Raw genomic sequence first — 17,272 nt, 5'->3', positions numbered from 1 at the left:
CCACTGGCGGCCGGAACCCGCCCGCCGATCGCGAACGTGGCGCCGATCGCGCGGCTAACCTCGTGATCAACGGGAGCTGCCCCGGTCGAGGCGGGGCAGCCGCCGTCGCTGATCGGGTGAACCGGTGGGGGCGGTGGTGCGTGTCCGAGGGTGTGGCCGCGGGATCTCCAGGGGCGGCAGCCGAGAGAAAGGCGAGGCATGAGTGACGATCAGGTGCTGACCGGGCCGGTCACCCAGACCCGGCGGGCCCTGCTCACCGGCGCGGGAGCGGTCGGGGCGGCGGTGGTCCTGGCGGCCTGCGGCGGCGAGGACTCCGGCGACGGGTCCGCCCCGACCAGCGGCGGGCCGGCCGTACCGAGCTCCGGCGACGCCGGCGGGGGCGACCGCCAGGGGGCGCAGTCGCTGGTCCGGACCGCGGACGTCCCGGTCGGCGGCGGCGTGGTCCTGGCCGCGGAGGGCGTCGTGGTCACCCAGCCGTCCGCCGGCGAGTTCAAGGGCTTCGACCCGATCTGCACGCACCAGGGCTGCCCGGTGACGAACGTCGACGGCGGCACGATCAACTGCACCTGCCACGGCAGCAGGTTCTCCATCGCCGACGGTTCGGTCAAGGCCGGTCCGGCCACCAAGCCGCTGCCGCCGAAGGACGTCAAGGTCACCGGGGACCAGATCTCCTTCGCCTGAGCGCCGGGCGCGATCGTCTCGGGTTGCGGTGTCCCGTGGTGTCCCGGGTGGGGCGGCACCGCGAGGTGCCGCATCCCGGGGGCGGGTCAACCCGCCGGAGCGTCGGTCGCGCCGGCCGAGGGCTGTCGGGGGTGCGGACTAGGCTTGCTGCCGTGGCTGACCCCTCGACCTACCGTCCCGCGCCCGGCACCATTCCGGAGTCGCCCGGGGTCTACCGCTTCCGCGACGGCACCGGCCGGGTGATCTACGTCGGCAAGGCGAAGAACCTGCGCAGCCGGCTCAACTCCTACTTCGCCGACCTGTGGGGCCTGCACCAGCGCACCCAGCAGATGGTCACCACGGCCGAGTCGGTCGACTGGGTCACCGTCGGCACCGAGGTCGAGGCGCTCCAGCTCGAATACACCTGGATCAAGCAGTACGATCCGCGGTTCAACGTCCGCTACCGCGACGACAAGTCGTATCCCTACCTCGCGGTCACCCTCGACGAGGAGTTCCCGCGCCTGCAGGTGATGCGGGGCGCCAAGCGCAAGGGGGTGCGCTACTTCGGGCCCTACTCGCACGCCTGGGCCATCCGCGAGACGCTCGACCTGCTGCTGCGCGTCTTCCCGGCGCGTACCTGTTCGGCCGGGGTGTTCAAGCGGGCCGGCCAGGTCGGCCGCCCCTGCCTGCTCGGCTACATCGGCAAGTGCTCGGCGCCCTGCGTGGGTAGCGTCTCGGCCGAGCAGCACCGCGAGATCGTCGACGGCTTCTGCGACTTCATGGCCGGCCGCACGGACACCATGGTGCGCCGGCTGGAACGCGAGATGGCCGAGGCCAGCGAGCAGTTGGAGTTCGAGCGGGCGGCCCGGCTGCGCGACGACATCGCCGCGCTGCGCCGGGCGATGGAGAAGCAGACGGTGGTGCTCGGCGACGGCACCGACGCCGACGTGGTGGCGTTCGCCGACGACCCGCTGGAGGCGGCCGTCCAGGTCTTCCACGTCCGCGACGGCCGGGTGCGCGGCCAGCGCGGCTGGGTGGTGGAGAAGACCGAGGACCTGACCACCGGCGACCTGGTGCACCACTTCTGCACCCAGGTCTACGGCGGCGAGCAGGGCGAGGCCGACGTGCCGCGCGAGCTGCTGGTGCCCGAGCTGCCCGCCGACGCCGACGCGCTGGCCGACTGGCTCGGCAGCCACCGGGGCAGCCGGGTGAGCCTGCGGGTGCCGCAGCGCGGCGACAAGCGCGCCCTGCTGGAGACGGTGGCCCGCAACGCCAAGGACGCGCTGGCCCGGCACAAGCTGCGCCGCGCCGGCGACCTGACCACCCGCGGCAAGGCGCTCGACGAGATCAGCGAGGCGCTCGACATGCGCACCTCGCCGCTGCGGATCGAGTGCTTCGACATCTCCCAGATCCAGGGCACCGACGTGGTGGCCAGCATGGTCGTCTTCGAGGACGGGCTACCGCGCAAGAGCGAGTACCGCCGGTTCATCATCCGGGGCGCCACCGACGACCTCTCCGCGATGTCCGAGGTGCTGCGCCGCCGCTTCGCCCGCTTTCTGGACTCGCGGGCCGAGACCGGTGAGGCGGGCGTGGAGTCGGCCGACGACCCGGGTGCCCCCGCCGGCCAGGCCGACGGCGACGAACCCCGGGTCGGCGCGCTGGTCGATCCGACCACCGGCCGGCCCCGCAAGTTCGCGTACCCGCCGCAGCTGGTGGTGGTCGACGGCGGGGCGCCGCAGGTCGCGGCGGCCGCGCAGGCGCTCGCCGAGCTGGGCATCGACGACGTCGCGCTCTGCGGGCTGGCCAAGCGGCTGGAGGAGGTCTGGCTGCCCGACGACGAGTTCCCGGTCATCCTGCCGCGCACCTCCGAGGGGCTCTACCTGCTGCAACGGGTCCGCGACGAGGCGCACCGGTTCGCCATCACCTTCCACCGGCAGCGGCGCTCCAAGCGGATGACGGAATCCGCGCTGGACAAGGTCCCTGGCCTGGGCGAGGTGCGACGCAAGGCGCTGCTGCGCCACTTCGGCTCGCTCAAGCGGCTCTCCGCGGCCACCGTCGAGGAGATCACCGAGGTGCCCGGGGTGGGCCGCCGGACGGCCGAGGCGGTGCTCGCCGCGCTCAACGGCGACCCGGCGAAGACCCCCTCGACCGACTGACCGCCGCGCGTCCGCGCGTCGGCGGGCTGGGCCAGACCAGATCGCCGATGTGGCGGTCTTCCCCACATCCCCGATCTGGAGTCGATCACCCTGATTGGCAGGCGGGGTCAGGTCGGGGTGTCGGCGAGTACGCCGAGGATCTGCTCGCCGTACTTGGCCAGCTTGTTCTCCCCGACGCCGCTGACCCGGGACAGCTCGGCCAGCGACGCCGGCGCGTCGGTGGCGATCTGCCGCAGGGTGGCGTCGTGGAAGATCACGTACGCCGGCACGCCCTGTTCCTTGGCGGTGGCGGCCCGCCAGGCGCGCAGCCGCTCGAACACCGACGCGGCGGCCGGCGGCAGCTCGGCGGCGACGGTGGCGGCCCCCCGCGGCTTGCTCGCCCGGCCCGTCGCGACGCGTTCCGGCTCGCGGCGCATCATCACCGTCCGGCGGCGGCCGAGCACCTCGGCGCTGGCGTCGGTGAGCACCAGCGTGCCGTAGTCGCCCTCGACCGCGAGCAGGCCCTCGGCCAGCAGCTGCCGGACCACCCCGCGCCACTCCGCCTCGCGCAGCTCACCGCCGATGCCGAACACGGTCAGCGAGTCGTGGCCGTACTGGGTGACCTTGTCGGTGGCCCGGCCGAGCAGGATGTCGATGCAGTGCCCGGCGCCGAAGCGCTGGTTGCGCTCCCGGTCGAGCCGGAACACCGTGGAGAGCAGCTTCTGCGCGGCCACCGTGCCGTCCCAGGACTCCGGCGGGTTCAGACAGGTGTCGCAGTTGCCGCAAGCGGTCGTCCGCCGCTCACCGAAGTAGTCGAGCAGCTGGGAGCGGCGGCAGCGGACCGTCTCGCAGAGCGCCAGCATCGCGTCGAGGTGGGCGGCCAGGTTCCGGCGGTGGGCCAGGTCGCCCTCCGAGGTCTCGATCATCTTGCGCTGCTGCACCACGTCCTGCAGGCCGTACGCGAGCCAGGCGGTCGACGGCAGGCCGTCCCGGCCGGCCCGGCCGGTCTCCTGGTAGTAGCCCTCGACCGACTTCGGCAGGTCCAGATGCGCGACGAACCGGACGTCCGGCTTGTCGATGCCCATGCCGAAGGCGATGGTCGCCACCATGACCAGCCCGTCCTCGCGCAGGAACCGCTGCTGGTTGTGGGCACGGGTGGCCGCGTCCAGCCCGGCGTGGTAGGGCAGCGCCGGGATGCCGTTGGCGGTGAGGAACTCGGCGGTCTTGTCCACCGAGGCCCGGGACAGGCAGTAGACGATGCCGGCGTCGCCGGGGTGCTCGTCGCGCAGCAGGCTGAGCAGCTGCTTGCGCGGCTCCCGCTTGGGCACGATCCGGTACTGGATGTTGGGTCGGTCGAAGCTGGCCACGAAGTGCCGGGCGTCGGTGAGCCGCAACCGGGTGGCGATCTCGTCGCGGGTGGCGCTGGTGGCGGTGGCGGTCAGCGCGATCCGCGGCACCCGCGGCCAGCGTTCGTGCAGCATCGACAGGCCCAGGTAGTCGGGGCGGAAGTCGTGCCCCCACTGCGACACGCAGTGCGCCTCGTCGATGGCGAACAGGGCGATCTCGCCCCGGTCGAGCAGGGCCTGGGCGGACCGGGTGCCCAGCGCCTCGGGGGCGAGGTAGAGCAGGTCGATCTCACCCGCCACGAAGGCCGCCTCGACCCGGCGGCGGGCCTCGGGATCCTGCGTCGAATTGAGGAACCCGGCGCGTACGCCGACCGCGGTCAGCGCGTCGACCTGGTCCTGCATCAGCGCGATCAGCGGCGAGATCACCACCGCCACGCCCGGACGGACCAGGGCCGGGACTTGGTAGCAGAGCGACTTGCCGCCGCCGGTGGGCATCAGCACCAGCGCGTCGCCCCCGGCCACCACGTGCTCGATCACCTCCTGCTGGAAGCCGCGGAAGGCGTCGTAGCCGAACACCCGGCGCAGCACCTCGACCGGGTCGGCGGTGCGCAGGTCGGTGGGGGAAGCCATCCGCGGATTCTACGAGCGGCCGCCGACACCCGGCCGGCCCGCGCCGCGGGGCGCGCCGAACGGACCCGGACAGCGGGGGACACCCCGGGACGGGCGTCCGCCGGGCCGGTCGACCGGGCGGGATAGAGTCGCTGTTTGACCACATCGCGGTCGGGATCACCCGGCCGCGGCGCCACGGCTTGGGGGTAGGGGTGAGCGAGGCGCGCACGGCCGAGGAGCGGAACGACATCCCGGCGGAGATCGCCGGGCAGCCCGCTCCGGCGGAGTCGGACACCACACTGGTGGTGGTCACCGGGCTCTCCGGGGGCGGCCGCAGCACGGTGGCCCGGGCGTTGGAGAACGTCGGCTACTACGTGGTGGACAACCTGCCCCAGGCGCTGATGCTGGACATGGCCGAGCTGGCGTTCAAGGCCGGCGGGGCGGCCCGGCGGACCGCCATGGTGCTGGACGTCCGCTCGCGCGCCTTCTCCACCGACCTCGCCGGGGCGATCCGCGAGCTGAAGGAGCGCGGCTTCTCGCCCCGGGTGGTCTTCGTCGACGCCGACGACGAGGTGCTGATCCGCCGGTTCGAGAGCGTCCGCCGGTCGCATCCGTTGCAGGGCGACGGGCGGCTGGCCGACGGCATCGCCGTCGAGCGCGGCCTGCTGGAGGAGGCCCGGGACCAGGCCGACGTGATCATCGACACCAGCCACCTGAACGTCAACCAGCTGCGCCGGCGGATCGAGGAGCTGTTCGGCGGCGAGGACGCCCGCCGGCTGCGGGTCACCGTGCTCTCCTTCGGCTTCAAGTACGGCCTGCCGCCGGACGCCGACTTCGTGCTGGACGCCCGCTTCCTGCCCAACCCGTACTGGGTGCCGGAGTTGCGCGAGCACACCGGGCGGGAGGAGGCGGTCAGCTCGTACGTGCTCGGCCAGGAGGGCGCGGACGCCTTCGTGGCCTCGTACGCCGACCTGGTCAACGCCACCACCACCGGCTTCGAGCGGGAGGGCAAGCGCTACCTGACCGTGGCGGTGGGCTGCACCGGCGGCAAGCACCGCAGCGTGGCGATCGCCGAGGAGCTGGCCGCCCGGCTGCGCCAGTCCGGCCTGGCCGCCTACGCCCAGCACCGGGACCTGGGGCGGGAATGACGACGGCGAAGGTGGTGGCCTTCGGCGGCGGGCACGGCCTGTCCGCGTCCCTGCGCGCGCTGCGCCGCTGCGCCCCCGAACTCGACCTGGACATCACCGCGGTGGTCACGGTCGGCGACGACGGCGGCTCCAGTGGCCGGCTGCGCGCCGAGCGGGGTGGCCTGCCCCCGGGCGACCTGCGCCAGGCGCTGGTCGCGCTGGCCGGCGACCACCCGTCGACGCGGCGCAGCGCCGGGCTGTTCCAGCACCGTTTCGCCGAGGTGCCGGCGAGCCCGGTCGGCGACGGGCTGGCCGGGCACGCGGTGGGCAACCTGGTCCTGCACGGCCTGATGGAGCTGCTCGGCGACCCGGTGGCCGCTCTGGAGCACGCCGGCGCGATGCTCGGCGCGGTGGGCCGGGTGTTGCCGATGTCCTGCGAGCCGGTCGGGATCGAGGCGCGGGTGCGTGGCGTGGACCCGGACCGCCCGGACGAGGTGCGGACCGTCACCGGGCAGCACCAGGTGGCGGTGACCACCGGCCGGGTGGAGTCGCTGCGGCTGACCCCGGCCGCGCCGCGGGCCTGCCCGGAGGCGGTCACCGCGATCGGCGCGGCGGACTGGCTGATCTTCGGGCCGGGCAGCTGGTACACCAGCGTGCTGCCGCACCTGCTGGTGCCGGAGCTGGCCGGGGCGATCATCAGCAGCCCGGCCCGCCGGCTGGTCACCTTGAACCTGGCGGCCGAGAAGGAGACGCTCGGGCTGTCGGTGGCCGACCATCTCGCCGCGCTGCGCTGGTACCTGCCGGAGCTCAAGGTCGACTACGTACTGGCGGATTCCAAGGCGGTGGGTGACCCCGAACCGGTCGAGCGTGCGGCAGAATCGCTGGGTGCCCGACTGGTCCTCGCCCCCGTCGCGGTCACCGACGGCACTCCCCGTCATGATCCGGCCGCCCTGGGCGCCGCACTGGTGCCCGTCCTGGGCGCCGATCGTTAGACACGTACGTAATCTCCGGCGACACGCCGGAACCGGTCCGTGAGGGGACGCACAATGGCGATGACGGCTGCGGTCAAGGACGAGCTGAGTCGGGTCGACGTGCCCAAGCCCTGCTGCCGGCGGGCGGAGATGGCGGCGCTGCTCCGCTTCGCCGGTGGGCTGCACATCGTCTCCGGCCGGGTGGTCGTGGAGGCGGAACTCGACACCGGTGCGGTGGCCCGGCGGCTGCGGCGGGAGATCGCCGAGGTCTACGGCTATCCCAGCGAGATCCACGTGCTCGCCTCGGGCGGGCTGCGCAAGGGCAGCCACTTCATCGTCCGGGTGGTCAAGGACGGCGAGGCGCTGGCCCGGCAGACCGGCCTGCTCGACGTGCGCGGCCGGCCGGTGCGCGGGCTGCCGCCGCACGTGGTCGCGGCGAACGTGTGCTGCGCGGTGTCGGCCTGGCGCGGGGCGTTCATGGCGCACGGCTCGCTGACCGAGCCGGGCCGCTCCAGCGCGCTGGAGATCACCTGCCCCGGCCCGGAGTCGGCGCTGGCCCTGGTCGGCGCGGCCCGGCGGATCGGCATCACCGCCAAGAACCGCGAGGTGCGCGGGGTCGACCGGGTGGTGGTCAAGGACGGCGACGCGATCGCCGCGCTGCTCACCCGCATCGGCGCGCACGCCAGCGTGCTGGCCTGGGAGGAGCGGCGGGTGCGCCGCGAGGTGCGGGCCACCGCGAACCGGCTGGCCAACTTCGACGACGCCAACCTGCGCCGCTCGGCGCGGGCCGCGGTCGCCGCCGCCGCCCGGGTGACCCGGGCCCTGGAGATCCTCGCCGACGACGCGCCGCACCACCTCACCTCGGCCGGCCGGCTGCGGCTGGAGCACCGGCAGGCCTCGCTGGAGGAACTGGGCGCGCTGGCCGACCCGCCGCTGACCAAGGACGCCATCGCCGGCCGGATCCGCCGGTTGCTGGCGCTGGCCGACAAGCGGGCCCGGGACCTGGGCATCCCGGATACCGAAGCGGCCGTCACGCCCGACATGCTCGTGGTCTGATAGGACGGTGAGGCGTCGCGGTCGCGTGCGGGATCACCACCCGACGCAGCGCGCCGCCGTGTGCTCGGATAAGGTCGCTGCGTACGGCAAGGGGGCCGGCACCGGTACTCCTCGCCGTGCTCACCGCCTCGGGCGGTCAGGTCTCCACGACCGCGGCGGGGTGGCCGAGATGAACCGTCAACGGCCGGCTCCAACGGTCGGCGCACACCACTTCGCCGGCGGTGATCCCACGCCGGCGGACAGAACGCGAGGAGATGGGACCTGTGACCATCCGGGTTGGCATCAACGGCTTCGGCCGGATCGGCCGCAACTTCTTCCGGGCAGTGCTGGCGTCCGGCGCTGACGTCGAGATCGTGGCGGTCAACGACCTGACCGACAACGGGACGCTCGCCCACCTTGTCAAGTACGACAGCATCCTGGGTCGCCTCCCGCAGGAGGTCAAGGCCACCGCGGACGAGATCACCGTGGGCGGCAAGACCATCAAGGCGTACGCCGAGAAGGACCCGGCGAAGCTGCCGTGGGGCGAGGTCGGCGCGGACGTCGTCATCGAGTCCACCGGCTTCTTCACCGACGCCACCAAGGCGAAGGCGCACATCGACGGCGGGGCCAAGAAGGTCATCATCTCCGCGCCGGCGAAGAACGAGGACGTCACCGTGGTGATGGGCGTCAACCAGGACCAGTACGACCCGGCCAAGCACACCATCATCTCCAACGCCTCCTGCACCACCAACTGCCTCGCCCCGATGGCGAAGGTCCTGCAGGACACGTTCGGCATCCAGCACGGCCTGATGACCACCATCCACGCGTACACCCAGGACCAGAACCTGCAGGACGCCCCGCACAAGGACCTGCGCCGGGCCCGGGCCGCCGCGCTGAACATCGTGCCGACCTCGACCGGCGCGGCGAAGGCGATCGGGCTGGTGCTGCCGGAGCTCAAGGGCAAGCTGGACGGCTACGCGCTGCGGGTGCCGATCCCCACCGGGTCGACCACCGACCTGACAGTGAACCTCAACCGGGAGACCACGGTCGACGAGGTCAACGCCGCGATGAAGGCGGCCGCCGACGGACCGCTCAAGGGCATCCTGGTCTACAACGAGGACCCGATCGTCTCCACCGACATCGTGACCGACCCGGCGTCGTGCATCTTCGACGCGCCGCTGACCAAGGTGGTCGGCAACCAGGTCAAGGTCGTCGGCTGGTACGACAACGAGTGGGGCTACTCGAACCGCCTGGTGGACCTGGTCAAGCTGGTGGGTAGCTCGCTGTGAGCATCCGGACCCTCGACGACCTGCTCGCCGAGGGGGTGTCGGGTCGGCGCGTGCTGGTGCGCGCCGACCTGAACGTCCCGCTCGACAAGCAGACCGGCGACATCACGGACGACGGCCGGATCCGCGCGGTGCTGCCGACCCTGAGCGCGCTCACCGGGGCCGGCGCCAAGGTGGTCGTCTGCTCGCACCTCGGCCGCCCCAAGGGCTCGCCGGACCCGGCGTTCAGCCTGCGTCCGGTGGCCGGGCGGCTCGGCGAACTGCTCGGCGCGCCGGTGCACTTCGCCACCGACACGGTCGGCGAGTCCGCCCGCTCCACGGTGGACGCGCTCGCCGACGGCGAGGTCGCGCTGCTGGAGAACCTGCGCTTCAACGCGGGCGAGACCAGCAAGGACGAGGCCGAGCGGGGCGCCTTCGCCGACCAGCTCGCCGGGTTCGGTGACGCCTACGTCGACGACGCGTTCGGCGCGGTGCACCGCAAGCACGCCAGCGTCTACGACGTGCCGGCCCGGCTGCCGCACTTCGCCGGCCGGCTGGTGCTGCGCGAGGTGGAGGTGCTCTCCACCCTCACCGGCGACCCGGCCCGCCCGTACGTGGTGGTGCTCGGCGGCTCCAAGGTCTCCGACAAGCTCGCGGTGATCGAGGCGCTGCTGCCCACGGTCGACCGGCTGCTCATCGGCGGCGGCATGTGCTTCACCTTCCTCAGGGCCCAGGGCCACGAGGTGGGCAGCTCGCTGCTCGAGGAGGACATGGTCGAGACCTGCGGCAACCTGATCGAGCGTTCGGGCGGGAAGATCCTGCTCCCGGTCGACGTGGTGGCCGCGGACGCGTTCGCCCCGGACGCCGCGCACGACACCGTGCCGGCCGACGGGATCCCGAGCAAGCGGGTCGGGCTGGACATCGGCCCGGAGACGGTGGCCGGGTTCGCCGCCGCACTCAAGGGCGCGAAGACGATCTTCTGGAACGGCCCGATGGGTGTGTTCGAGATGGCGGCCTTCGCCAACGGCACCCGCGGGGTCGCCGAGGCGATCGCCAAGTCCGGCGCGTTCACCGTGGTCGGTGGCGGTGACTCGGCGGCGGCGGTGCGGGCGCTGGGCCTGGACGAGTCGTCGTTCGGGCACATCTCCACCGGCGGCGGCGCCTCCCTGGAATACCTGGAGGGCAAGACCCTCCCCGGCATCGCGGCCCTGGAGAAGTGATGGCGAGCGCCACCCGCCGGCCCCTGATGGCCGGCAACTGGAAGATGAACCTGAACCACCTCGAGGCGAACCTGCTGGTGCAGAAGCTGGCGGCCAGCCTCAGCGAGAAGCAGCTCGCCGAGGTCGAGACGGTGGTGCTGCCACCGTACACCGACCTGCGCACGGTGCAGACCGCCGTGGACGGCGACAAGCTGCTGATCGGCTACGGCGCGCAGGACCTCTCGCCGTACCCGTCCGGCGCCTACACCGGGGACATCGCCGGTCCGATGCTGGCGAAGCTGGGCTGCACCTACGTGGTGGTCGGGCACTCCGAGCGGCGGGCCTACCACCACGAGGACGACGCGATCGTCAACGCCAAGGTGCAGGCCGCGCTGACCCACGGGCTGACCCCGATCCTCTGCGTGGGGGAGGGGCTGGAGGTCCGCGAGCGGGGCGAGCACGTGCCGCACTGCTGCGACCAGCTCGACGCCGCGCTGAAGGGGCTGACCCCGGAGCAGGTCACCCGGGTGGTGGTCGCCTACGAGCCGGTCTGGGCGATCGGCACCGGCAAGACGGCCACCCCGGAGGACGCCCAGGAGGTGTGCGGCGCGGTCCGTACCCGGCTGGTCGAGACCTTCGGTCAGGAAACCGCTGACCAGGTACGGATCCTCTACGGCGGCTCGGTCAAGGCGTCCAACGTCGCCGCGATCATGGCTCAGCCGGACGTGGACGGGGCGCTGGTCGGCGGGGCGAGCCTCGATGCCGAGGAATTCGCGCAGATCTGCCGGTTCCCGGAGCACATCGCCCGCTGATCGCTCGCTATCCTTGACTCCGCCCGTCCGCCGGTCGGTGCCGCGTGCCCGACCTGCCGGGCGAGGATCGCTACGAGAGGATTGACCCCAGCCATGCCGATCTGGTTCGCATACACGTTGATCGTGTTGCTGATCATCACGAGCGTCCTGCTCACCCTGCTGATCCTGCTCCACCGAGGTAAGGGTGGCGGGTTGTCGAGCATGTTCGGCGGCGGCGTCAGCTCCAGCCTGGCGGGGTCGTCGGTGGCCGAGAAGAACCTGGACCGCTACACCGTTCTGGTGGGCATCGTCTGGTTCGCCTGCATCGTCGGGCTCGGCCTCTGGCTCCGGCTGCAACTCGACGGCGCCGCCTGAGTCGCCCGTCAAGTCGTACAATCTGCGCGCGGTCCGTCCCCCGACGGGCCGCGCGCAGTCCGTTTCACCCCGCTGCACCGCGTCGCCCGCCGCCCCCCTGAGCGGCGGTCCCCTCCGACGACAGGAGCGAGCAGCCGTGCCGAACGGCCACGTCATCCGCGGCTCGCGGGTCGGGTCCGCACCCGTTCGCCCCGCCGAGCGCTACGAGCCGGCCCCCTGCCGGCCGGTCAGCTACTGGTGCCGCAACGGGCACCACACCGAGATCCGGATTGCCGCCGAGGCGGAGGCGCCCCCGGTCTGGGACTGCCCGCGCTGCGGCTACCCGGCCGGCCAGGACGCGCAGAACCCGCCCGGCCGGGTGCGGTCCGAGCCCTACAAGAGCCACCTGGCGTACGTGAAGGAGCGGCGTACCGACGCCGAGGGCGAGGCCATCCTGGCCGAGGCGCTCGCCGAGCTGCGCCGTCGCCGCGGCACCGGCTGACCGGAACCTAGCCGACCGGCCTGCGGGCGCCCTCGCCGGCGCGAAACCGAACCCGCTCGGATCCGCGCCGCCGCTCCGCCCGGACGTGACCTTCGCCGTCGGGCGGGTGCCCGGCTCAGCGCAGGCTGCGCAGCCGGGCCGGCACGTCGGCCGCCGCGGACCGGTCCAGCAGCCAGAGCGTACGGCTGGTGCCCTGCACCCCGGCCGCCGGCAGCTGCACCGGCCCCGCACCGGCCAGCGCCATGCCCACCGCGTGGGCCTTGTCCGCCCCGCTGGCCACCAGCCAGACCTCCTCGGCGGTGTTGATCGCCGGCAGGGTGAGGGTGGTCCGCACCGGCGGCGGCTTCGGACTGCCCCGTACCGCGCTGACCGGCCGGCTCTCGTAGTGCACCGGGTGCTCCGGGAAGACCGAGGCGACGTGCCCGTCCTCGCCGACGCCGAGCAGCAGCACGTCGAAGTGGGGGAGCAGGGCCGTGCCCGGCCGGGCCGCGGTCGCCAGCTCGGCGGCGTACCGGGCGGCCGCCTCCTCCGGGTCGGCGCCGACGTCGGACGGCGGCATCGGGTGCACCCGGGCCGGGTCCAGCGGCACGGCGTCCAGCAGCGCCGCCCGCGCCTGGGTCTCGTTGCGTTCCGGGTCGCCGGCCGGCAGGAACCGCTCGTCGCCCCACCAGACGTCCACCCGGGACCAGTCCACCGCGTCCCGGGCCGGCAGCGCCGCCACCGCCCGGTAGACCGCCGCAGCGATCCGCCCGCCGGTCAGCACCATCGCCGCCTGCCCCCGCGCTGCCTGCGCGTCGAGCAGCCGCACCACCAGCCGGGCCGCCACGGTCTGCGCGAGCAGATCGGCGTCGGCGTGGACGGCGACACTCACCTCACTCATTCGTGTGCCTTCGTTTCCCGACCGCCCGGCGGTCGCTGTCCGTCATCCCCGCTCTGGGCCGTACGCCGGCCGTCGGGGCGCTCAGTGCTCGGCGCTCAGGTCGGCGTGCGCGGTGACCCCCGCCTCGGCGCGCTGCGCGGTGGCCGGATCCTTCCAGACGTGCACCCGCTGGCCCGGGCGCTGTTCCAGGCCGGTCAGCCCGGCGGCGGCGCCGAGCGCCTCCGCGTACACCTGGTCGGCGTCGAGCCGGCGCAGCTCCTCGGCCAGCTCGTCGCCGAGCGGCCGACGCACCAGCGGCAGGTGGCGGTCGTCCTGGCCGGTCCGGCGGAACGTCGCCACGCTGTCGTCCCGGGTCAGCGTCAGCTCGTCGCCGTTGGCGCAGCGCAGCTGCACCTCGCGCATCCGGGGGAACTGGTCGGTGGTCTCCCAGCGCGGGGTGATGCCGAGCCGGCTGCCCAGCCAGCCGATCATCAAGGCCGCCGTCGGGTCGCTGCCCGGCGCGACCACTGTCGCCTCGGTGACCCGCGCCTGGGTGGTGTCGAACGCCCCGGCCACCAGCGTGCGCCACGGGGTGATCCGGGTCCAGGCCAGGTCGGTGTCGCCCGGCGCGTAGTCCCGGGCGCGTTGCCGCAGCGCCTCGATCGGATCCGCGGCCTGCGCGGTGTCGGTGATCCGCCGGTCGGCCACCACCCCGAGGAAATCGGTGGCGATCTCCTCCGGCGGCTCGCCGTGCCACCAGGTCACCACCGGCACGTCGGGCACCAGCAGCGGCATCACCACCGACTCGGCGTGCAGGGCGAGCCGGCCGTACATCCGGGTGACCACCGCCTCGCCCGGGCCGAGCCGGCCACCGACGACGATCTCCGCGTCCAACCGGTTGCGGTCCCGTTCGACGTCCGCGCGGACCACCACCACCAGTCGGCACGGGTGGGCGGCGGACGCGATGGTGGCGGCCGCCTCCGCCTCGCGGACCCGCCGCTCGTCCACCACCACGATCAGCGTCAGGGCCATCCCGCTGGCCACCCCGCCGGCGCTGCGACGCTCGGCGGCAAGCGCCTTGACCACCTCGTTGCCGGTGGTGTCCCACAGGCCGATCACTGGAGCCTCCCGGTCCGTCCGAGCCTGATGATTCGCTCGCTCCGCTCGCTCATGCGCGCCGCCAGGCGCGGCCCTCGCGGGCCAGCATCTCGTCGGCGGCCCGCGGACCCCACTCGCCGGCCCGGTACGGCTCCGGCTCGGTGCCCGCCCAGGCGTGCTCCAGCGGGTCCACGACCTGCCAGCTCTGCTCGACCTCGGCAGCGTCCGGGAAGAGGGTCCGGTCGCCGATCAGCACGTCCAGCACCAGCCGCTCGTACGCCTCCGGGCTGGACTCGGTGAACGCCTCGCCGTACTGGAAGTCCATCGCGATGTCGCGGACCTCCATCGTGGTGCCCGGCACCTTGGCGCCGAACTTCAGCACCACGCCCTCGTCCGGCTGCACCCGGATGACCAGCTGGTTGTTGCCCAGCGACTCCATGTCCGCCGGGTTGAACGGCAGGTGCGGCGCCCGCTTGAACATGATGGCCACCTCGGTGACCCGCCGCGGCAGCCGCTTGCCGGCCCGGATGTAGAACGGCACCTCGGCCCAGCGCCGGTTCTGGATGCCCAGCCGCACCGCCACGTACGTCTCGGTGGTGGAGTCCGGGGGCACCCCCTCCTCGTCCAGGTAGCCCACCGCCCGCTGGCCGCCCACCCATCCAGGCAGGTACTGGCCCCGCACGGTGCCCTGGGAGACGTCCTTGGGCAGCGTGATCGCCTTGAGCACCTTGAGCTTCTCGGTGCGGATCTCGTCGGCGTCGAAGCTGGTCGGCTCCTCCATCGCCACCAGCGCGAGCAGCTGGAGCAGGTGGTTCTGGAGCACGTCCCGGGCGGTGCCGACCGAGTCGTAGAACGCCGCCCGGGTGCCGATGCCGACGTCCTCGGCCATGGTGATCTGCACCGAGTCGACGTATTTGGAGTTCCACAGCGGCTCGAACAGGTTGTTGGCGAACCGCAGGGCGAGGATGTTCTGGACCGTCTCCTTGCCCAGGTAGTGGTCGATCCGGAAGACGTCCCGGCGGGTGAAGACGTCGTCGACCAGGTCGTTGAGCGCCTTCGCCGAGGGCAGGTCGTGGCCGAACGGCTTCTCCACCACCACCCGGCGCCAGCCGCCCGACTTCTCGTTGTCGGCCAGCCCGGTACGGGCCAGCTGCTTGAGCACCACCGGGAACGCGGCCGGCGGGATGGAGAAGTAGAAGGCCGCGTTGCCGGGGATGCCGTGCGACTGGCGCAGCTCGTCCAGGCAGCGGGCCAGGTGGTCGAAGGCGGCGTCGTCGTCGAACGAGCCGCCGACGAACTTGATGTTGCCGGCCAGCCGCGCCCAGACCTCCTCCCGCCACGGGGTACGGGCGTGCTTCTTCGCCGCCTCGCAGGCCAGGGTCTCGAAGTCGCCGTCGCCCCAGTCCCGGCGGGCGAACCCGAGAACCACGAAACCCGGAGGCAGCAGACCGCGGTTGGCCAGGTCGTACACCGCCGGGAGCAACTTCTTCCGCGCCAGGTCGCCGGTGACGCCGAAGATCACCAGAGCGCACGGCTCCGGGATCCTCGGCAGCCGCCGGTCCTGCGGGTCGCGCAGCGGGTTCACGCCGCCTCCTCGCTCCGCCAGGTCCACGTCGTCCATCGTCACGCCCGCAGCGCCCCCGTCGCATCGAGCAGCTGGGCCAGCCCCGCCGACCGGTCGGTCAGGTGCAACCGCAGCACCGGGCGCTGCCGGCCGGCCAGCGCCTGCCGGTCGCCGGCCGCCTGCGCCGCCTGCAACTCGCCGAAGGTGTACGGCTTGCCCGGCACCGGCAGGTCGTCGGTGACCGCGCCGGTCAGCTGCAGGTAGCTGCCGACCTGCGGGCCGCCCTTGTGGTACTGCCCGGTGGAGTGCAGGAACCGCGGACCCCAGCCGAAGGTGACCGGGCGTCCGGCGGCGCCGGCGAGCAGCGGCCGCAACCGGGCCGCGTCGGCGTCGGCGAACCGGTCGAGGTACGCCATCACCGCCAGGTAGCCGTCGTCGCCCAGCCCGTCCACCAGCCAGCGCAGCACGCCGGCCAGGTCGCCCGGGGCGCCCGGGGCGTACACCTCGATCGCGCCCTCGGTGAACGACGGCGTCTCCGCCGGCGGACCGGAGGCCAGGATCTTGTTGGTGTTCTCCTTGCTCTCGGTGACGTTGGGCTGGTTGAACGGGTCGATGCCGAGCACCACGCCGGCGACGGCGGTGGCGTACTCCCAGGTCAGGAACTGGGCGCCGAGCGGGCCGTTGACCGCCACGTCCGGCGCGGCGCCGCCGCCGGGCAGCTGGCCCGCGCCCAGCGCGCCGCCGTAGGTCACGGTGAGCACGTCCGGCCCGGTGGCGCCCGGGCTCTGCGGCGACTCGACCACCACCGGCAGGATGCCGACCCCGGCCTTGCCGGTGGACTCGGCGATCAGCTGCTCGGCCCAGTCACCCAGCCCGTCGATGCCGGTGCCGTCGGCGACCAGCGCGACCTTGTCCCGGCCCATGGTGGCCGCCGCGCCGAGCGCGGCGCCGAGCGCCAGGCCCGGATTGTCGCCGTCCCGGCCGAACGAGGAGGACAGCGCCTCGGCCTCGTCCAGCAGCTCGGCCACCTCGACCCCGGCCAGCGCGGACGGGACCAGCCCGAACGCGGTCAGCGCCGAGTACCGGCCGCCCACGTTCGGGTCGGCCAGCACGGTGAACGCGCCCATCTCGGCGGCGGTCTGCTCCAGCGGCGAGCCCGGGTCGGTGACGATGACGAAGTGCCGGCCGGCCTCCGCCTCGGTCATCCCGGCGTCGAGGAACGCCTGCCAGTACGCGCGCCGGTGGCTGTCGGTCTCCACCGTCGAGCCGGACTTGCTGGCCACCACCACCACGGTCCGCTCGAGCCGGTCGGCCAGCGCCGCCCGGACCTGCCCCGGGTCGGTGGTGTCCAGCACGGTCAGCTGCTTGCCGAGGGTGCGCGCGATGACCTCGGGAGCCAGCGACGAGCCGCCCATCCCGGCGAGCACCACATGGTCCAGGTCGGCCAGCTCCGCCTTCAGTTCGGCGAGCTGGGGGAGCAGTTCCCGGCTGCGGCGATGGGTGTCCACCCAGCCGAGCCGGATCTTCGCCTCGGCCTCGGCGTCCGGCCCCCACAGGGTGGCGTCCTTCGCGGTCAGCCGGCCCGGTACGCCGTTGGCGACCAGCGCCTGCCGGGTGGAGGCGGGGGCCGACCGGTCGACCGCGTCCGCCCCGTGCACCGCGATCCCGGCGGCCGCCTCGACCGGCCCCGCCAACAGGTCGCTCATGACAGCCCTCCGCTTCGCCGCGTGCCCGTGCCGGGCCGGTCCATCCACTCG

The 17,272-nt window shown here is 73.4% G+C and carries 15 protein-coding genes; 10 read left to right on the top strand and 5 right to left on the bottom strand.

Features of this window, described 5'->3' with window-relative positions; genetic code table 11:
- Positions 1–198: 198 nt before the first annotated feature.
- Together FHX32_RS21550 and uvrC are read left to right on the top strand one after the other, a co-directional pair.
- Positions 199–681 carry a Rieske (2Fe-2S) protein gene (locus FHX32_RS21550; protein WP_167185904.1) on the top strand — a complete coding sequence of 161 codons (483 nt, stop codon included), beginning with the start codon at positions 199–201 and terminating at the stop codon, positions 679–681.
- 152 nt (positions 682–833) lie between these two features.
- Positions 834–2,816 carry an excinuclease ABC subunit UvrC gene (uvrC, locus tag FHX32_RS21545; protein WP_167185901.1) on the top strand — a complete coding sequence of 661 codons (1,983 nt, stop codon included), beginning with the start codon at positions 834–836 and terminating at the stop codon, positions 2,814–2,816.
- A 107-nt stretch (positions 2,817–2,923) separates the two neighbouring features.
- Here the strand turns inward: uvrC and recQ are convergent, their stop codons facing one another.
- Entirely contained in the window at positions 2,924–4,771 is a 1,848-nt protein-coding gene (gene recQ, locus FHX32_RS21540) for a DNA helicase RecQ (protein ID WP_167185898.1), read from the bottom strand.
- 239 nt (positions 4,772–5,010) lie between these two features.
- Here recQ and rapZ point away from each other — a divergent pair, with 239 nt between their 5' ends.
- The 8 genes from rapZ to FHX32_RS21500 all read left to right on the top strand — a co-directional run bounded on the left by rapZ (position 5,011) and on the right by FHX32_RS21500 (position 11,994).
- On the top strand, positions 5,011–5,898 hold the full coding sequence (gene rapZ, locus FHX32_RS21535; RefSeq protein ID WP_167186394.1) for an RNase adapter RapZ: 888 nt from the start codon (positions 5,011–5,013) through the stop codon (positions 5,896–5,898).
- Positions 5,895–6,869, top strand: coding sequence for a uridine diphosphate-N-acetylglucosamine-binding protein YvcK (locus FHX32_RS21530; RefSeq protein ID WP_167185895.1), 975 nt, complete (start codon positions 5,895–5,897; stop codon positions 6,867–6,869). Before rapZ ends, FHX32_RS21530 begins: the two co-directional genes overlap by 4 nt.
- A 54-nt stretch (positions 6,870–6,923) precedes the next feature.
- Positions 6,924–7,904, top strand: coding sequence for a DNA-binding protein WhiA (gene whiA / locus FHX32_RS21525; RefSeq protein ID WP_167185892.1), 981 nt, complete (start codon positions 6,924–6,926; stop codon positions 7,902–7,904).
- Between the two features lie 263 nt (positions 7,905–8,167).
- Positions 8,168–9,172: a type I glyceraldehyde-3-phosphate dehydrogenase gene (gene gap, locus FHX32_RS21520; RefSeq protein WP_486481226.1), complete on the top strand. Its 1,005-nt coding sequence runs from the start codon at positions 8,168–8,170 to the stop codon at positions 9,170–9,172.
- Positions 9,169–10,368, top strand: a complete 1,200-nt coding sequence (locus FHX32_RS21515; protein WP_167185889.1) for a phosphoglycerate kinase — start codon at positions 9,169–9,171, stop codon at positions 10,366–10,368. The genes gap and FHX32_RS21515 overlap by 4 nt, the downstream gene beginning before the upstream one ends.
- Positions 10,368–11,159 carry a triose-phosphate isomerase gene (gene tpiA / locus FHX32_RS21510; protein WP_167185886.1) on the top strand — a complete coding sequence of 264 codons (792 nt, stop codon included), beginning with the start codon at positions 10,368–10,370 and terminating at the stop codon, positions 11,157–11,159. The genes FHX32_RS21515 and tpiA overlap by 1 nt, the downstream gene beginning before the upstream one ends.
- 93 nt (positions 11,160–11,252) lie before the next feature.
- Entirely contained in the window at positions 11,253–11,513 is a 261-nt protein-coding gene (secG, locus tag FHX32_RS21505) for a preprotein translocase subunit SecG (RefSeq protein ID WP_088992894.1), read from the top strand.
- 136 nt (positions 11,514–11,649) lie between these two features.
- Entirely contained in the window at positions 11,650–11,994 is a 345-nt protein-coding gene (locus FHX32_RS21500) for an RNA polymerase-binding protein RbpA (RefSeq protein WP_167185882.1), read from the top strand.
- Between the two features lie 115 nt (positions 11,995–12,109).
- Here FHX32_RS21500 and pgl read toward each other — a convergent pair whose 3' ends face one another.
- The 4 genes from pgl to FHX32_RS21480 all read right to left on the bottom strand — a co-directional run bounded on the left by pgl (position 12,110) and on the right by FHX32_RS21480 (position 17,221).
- A complete protein-coding gene (gene pgl / locus FHX32_RS21495; RefSeq protein WP_167185879.1) occupies positions 12,110–12,874 on the bottom strand; it encodes a 6-phosphogluconolactonase in 765 nt (254 codons plus the stop codon).
- 81 nt (positions 12,875–12,955) lie between these two features.
- Entirely contained in the window at positions 12,956–13,972 is a 1,017-nt protein-coding gene (locus tag FHX32_RS21490) for a glucose-6-phosphate dehydrogenase assembly protein OpcA (protein ID WP_167185876.1), read from the bottom strand.
- Positions 13,973–14,021: 49 nt separating this feature from the next.
- Positions 14,022–15,572, bottom strand: a complete 1,551-nt coding sequence (zwf, locus tag FHX32_RS21485; protein WP_167186391.1) for a glucose-6-phosphate dehydrogenase — start codon at positions 15,570–15,572, stop codon at positions 14,022–14,024.
- Positions 15,573–15,574: 2 nt separating this feature from the next.
- A complete protein-coding gene (locus FHX32_RS21480; protein WP_167185873.1) occupies positions 15,575–17,221 on the bottom strand; it encodes a glucose-6-phosphate isomerase in 1,647 nt (548 codons plus the stop codon).
- Between the last annotated feature and the right edge of the window lie 51 nt (positions 17,222–17,272).

Source organism: Micromonospora sp. CNZ280 (genome assembly GCF_011759515.1).
This window is presented reverse-complemented; position numbering and strand designations above follow the sequence as displayed.

Bases quoted from the DNA above. Each gene is read 5' to 3' on its own strand.
- tpiA (WP_167185886.1), top strand. From the start codon at position 10,368: ATGGCGAGCGCCACCCGCCGGCCCCTGATGGCCGGCAACTGGAAGATG.
- whiA (WP_167185892.1), top strand. From the start codon at position 6,924: ATGGCGATGACGGCTGCGGTCAAGGACGAGCTGAGTCGGGTCGACGTG.
- pgl (WP_167185879.1), bottom strand. From the start codon at position 12,874: ATGAGTGAGGTGAGTGTCGCCGTCCACGCCGACGCCGATCTGCTCGCG.
- recQ (WP_167185898.1), bottom strand. From the start codon at position 4,771: ATGGCTTCCCCCACCGACCTGCGCACCGCCGACCCGGTCGAGGTGCTG.
- FHX32_RS21530 (WP_167185895.1), top strand. From the start codon at position 5,895: ATGACGACGGCGAAGGTGGTGGCCTTCGGCGGCGGGCACGGCCTGTCC.
- zwf (WP_167186391.1), bottom strand. From the start codon at position 15,572: ATGGACGACGTGGACCTGGCGGAGCGAGGAGGCGGCGTGAACCCGCTG.
- FHX32_RS21480 (WP_167185873.1), bottom strand. From the start codon at position 17,221: ATGAGCGACCTGTTGGCGGGGCCGGTCGAGGCGGCCGCCGGGATCGCG.
- FHX32_RS21550 (WP_167185904.1), top strand. From the start codon at position 199: ATGAGTGACGATCAGGTGCTGACCGGGCCGGTCACCCAGACCCGGCGG.
- secG (WP_088992894.1), top strand. From the start codon at position 11,253: ATGCCGATCTGGTTCGCATACACGTTGATCGTGTTGCTGATCATCACG.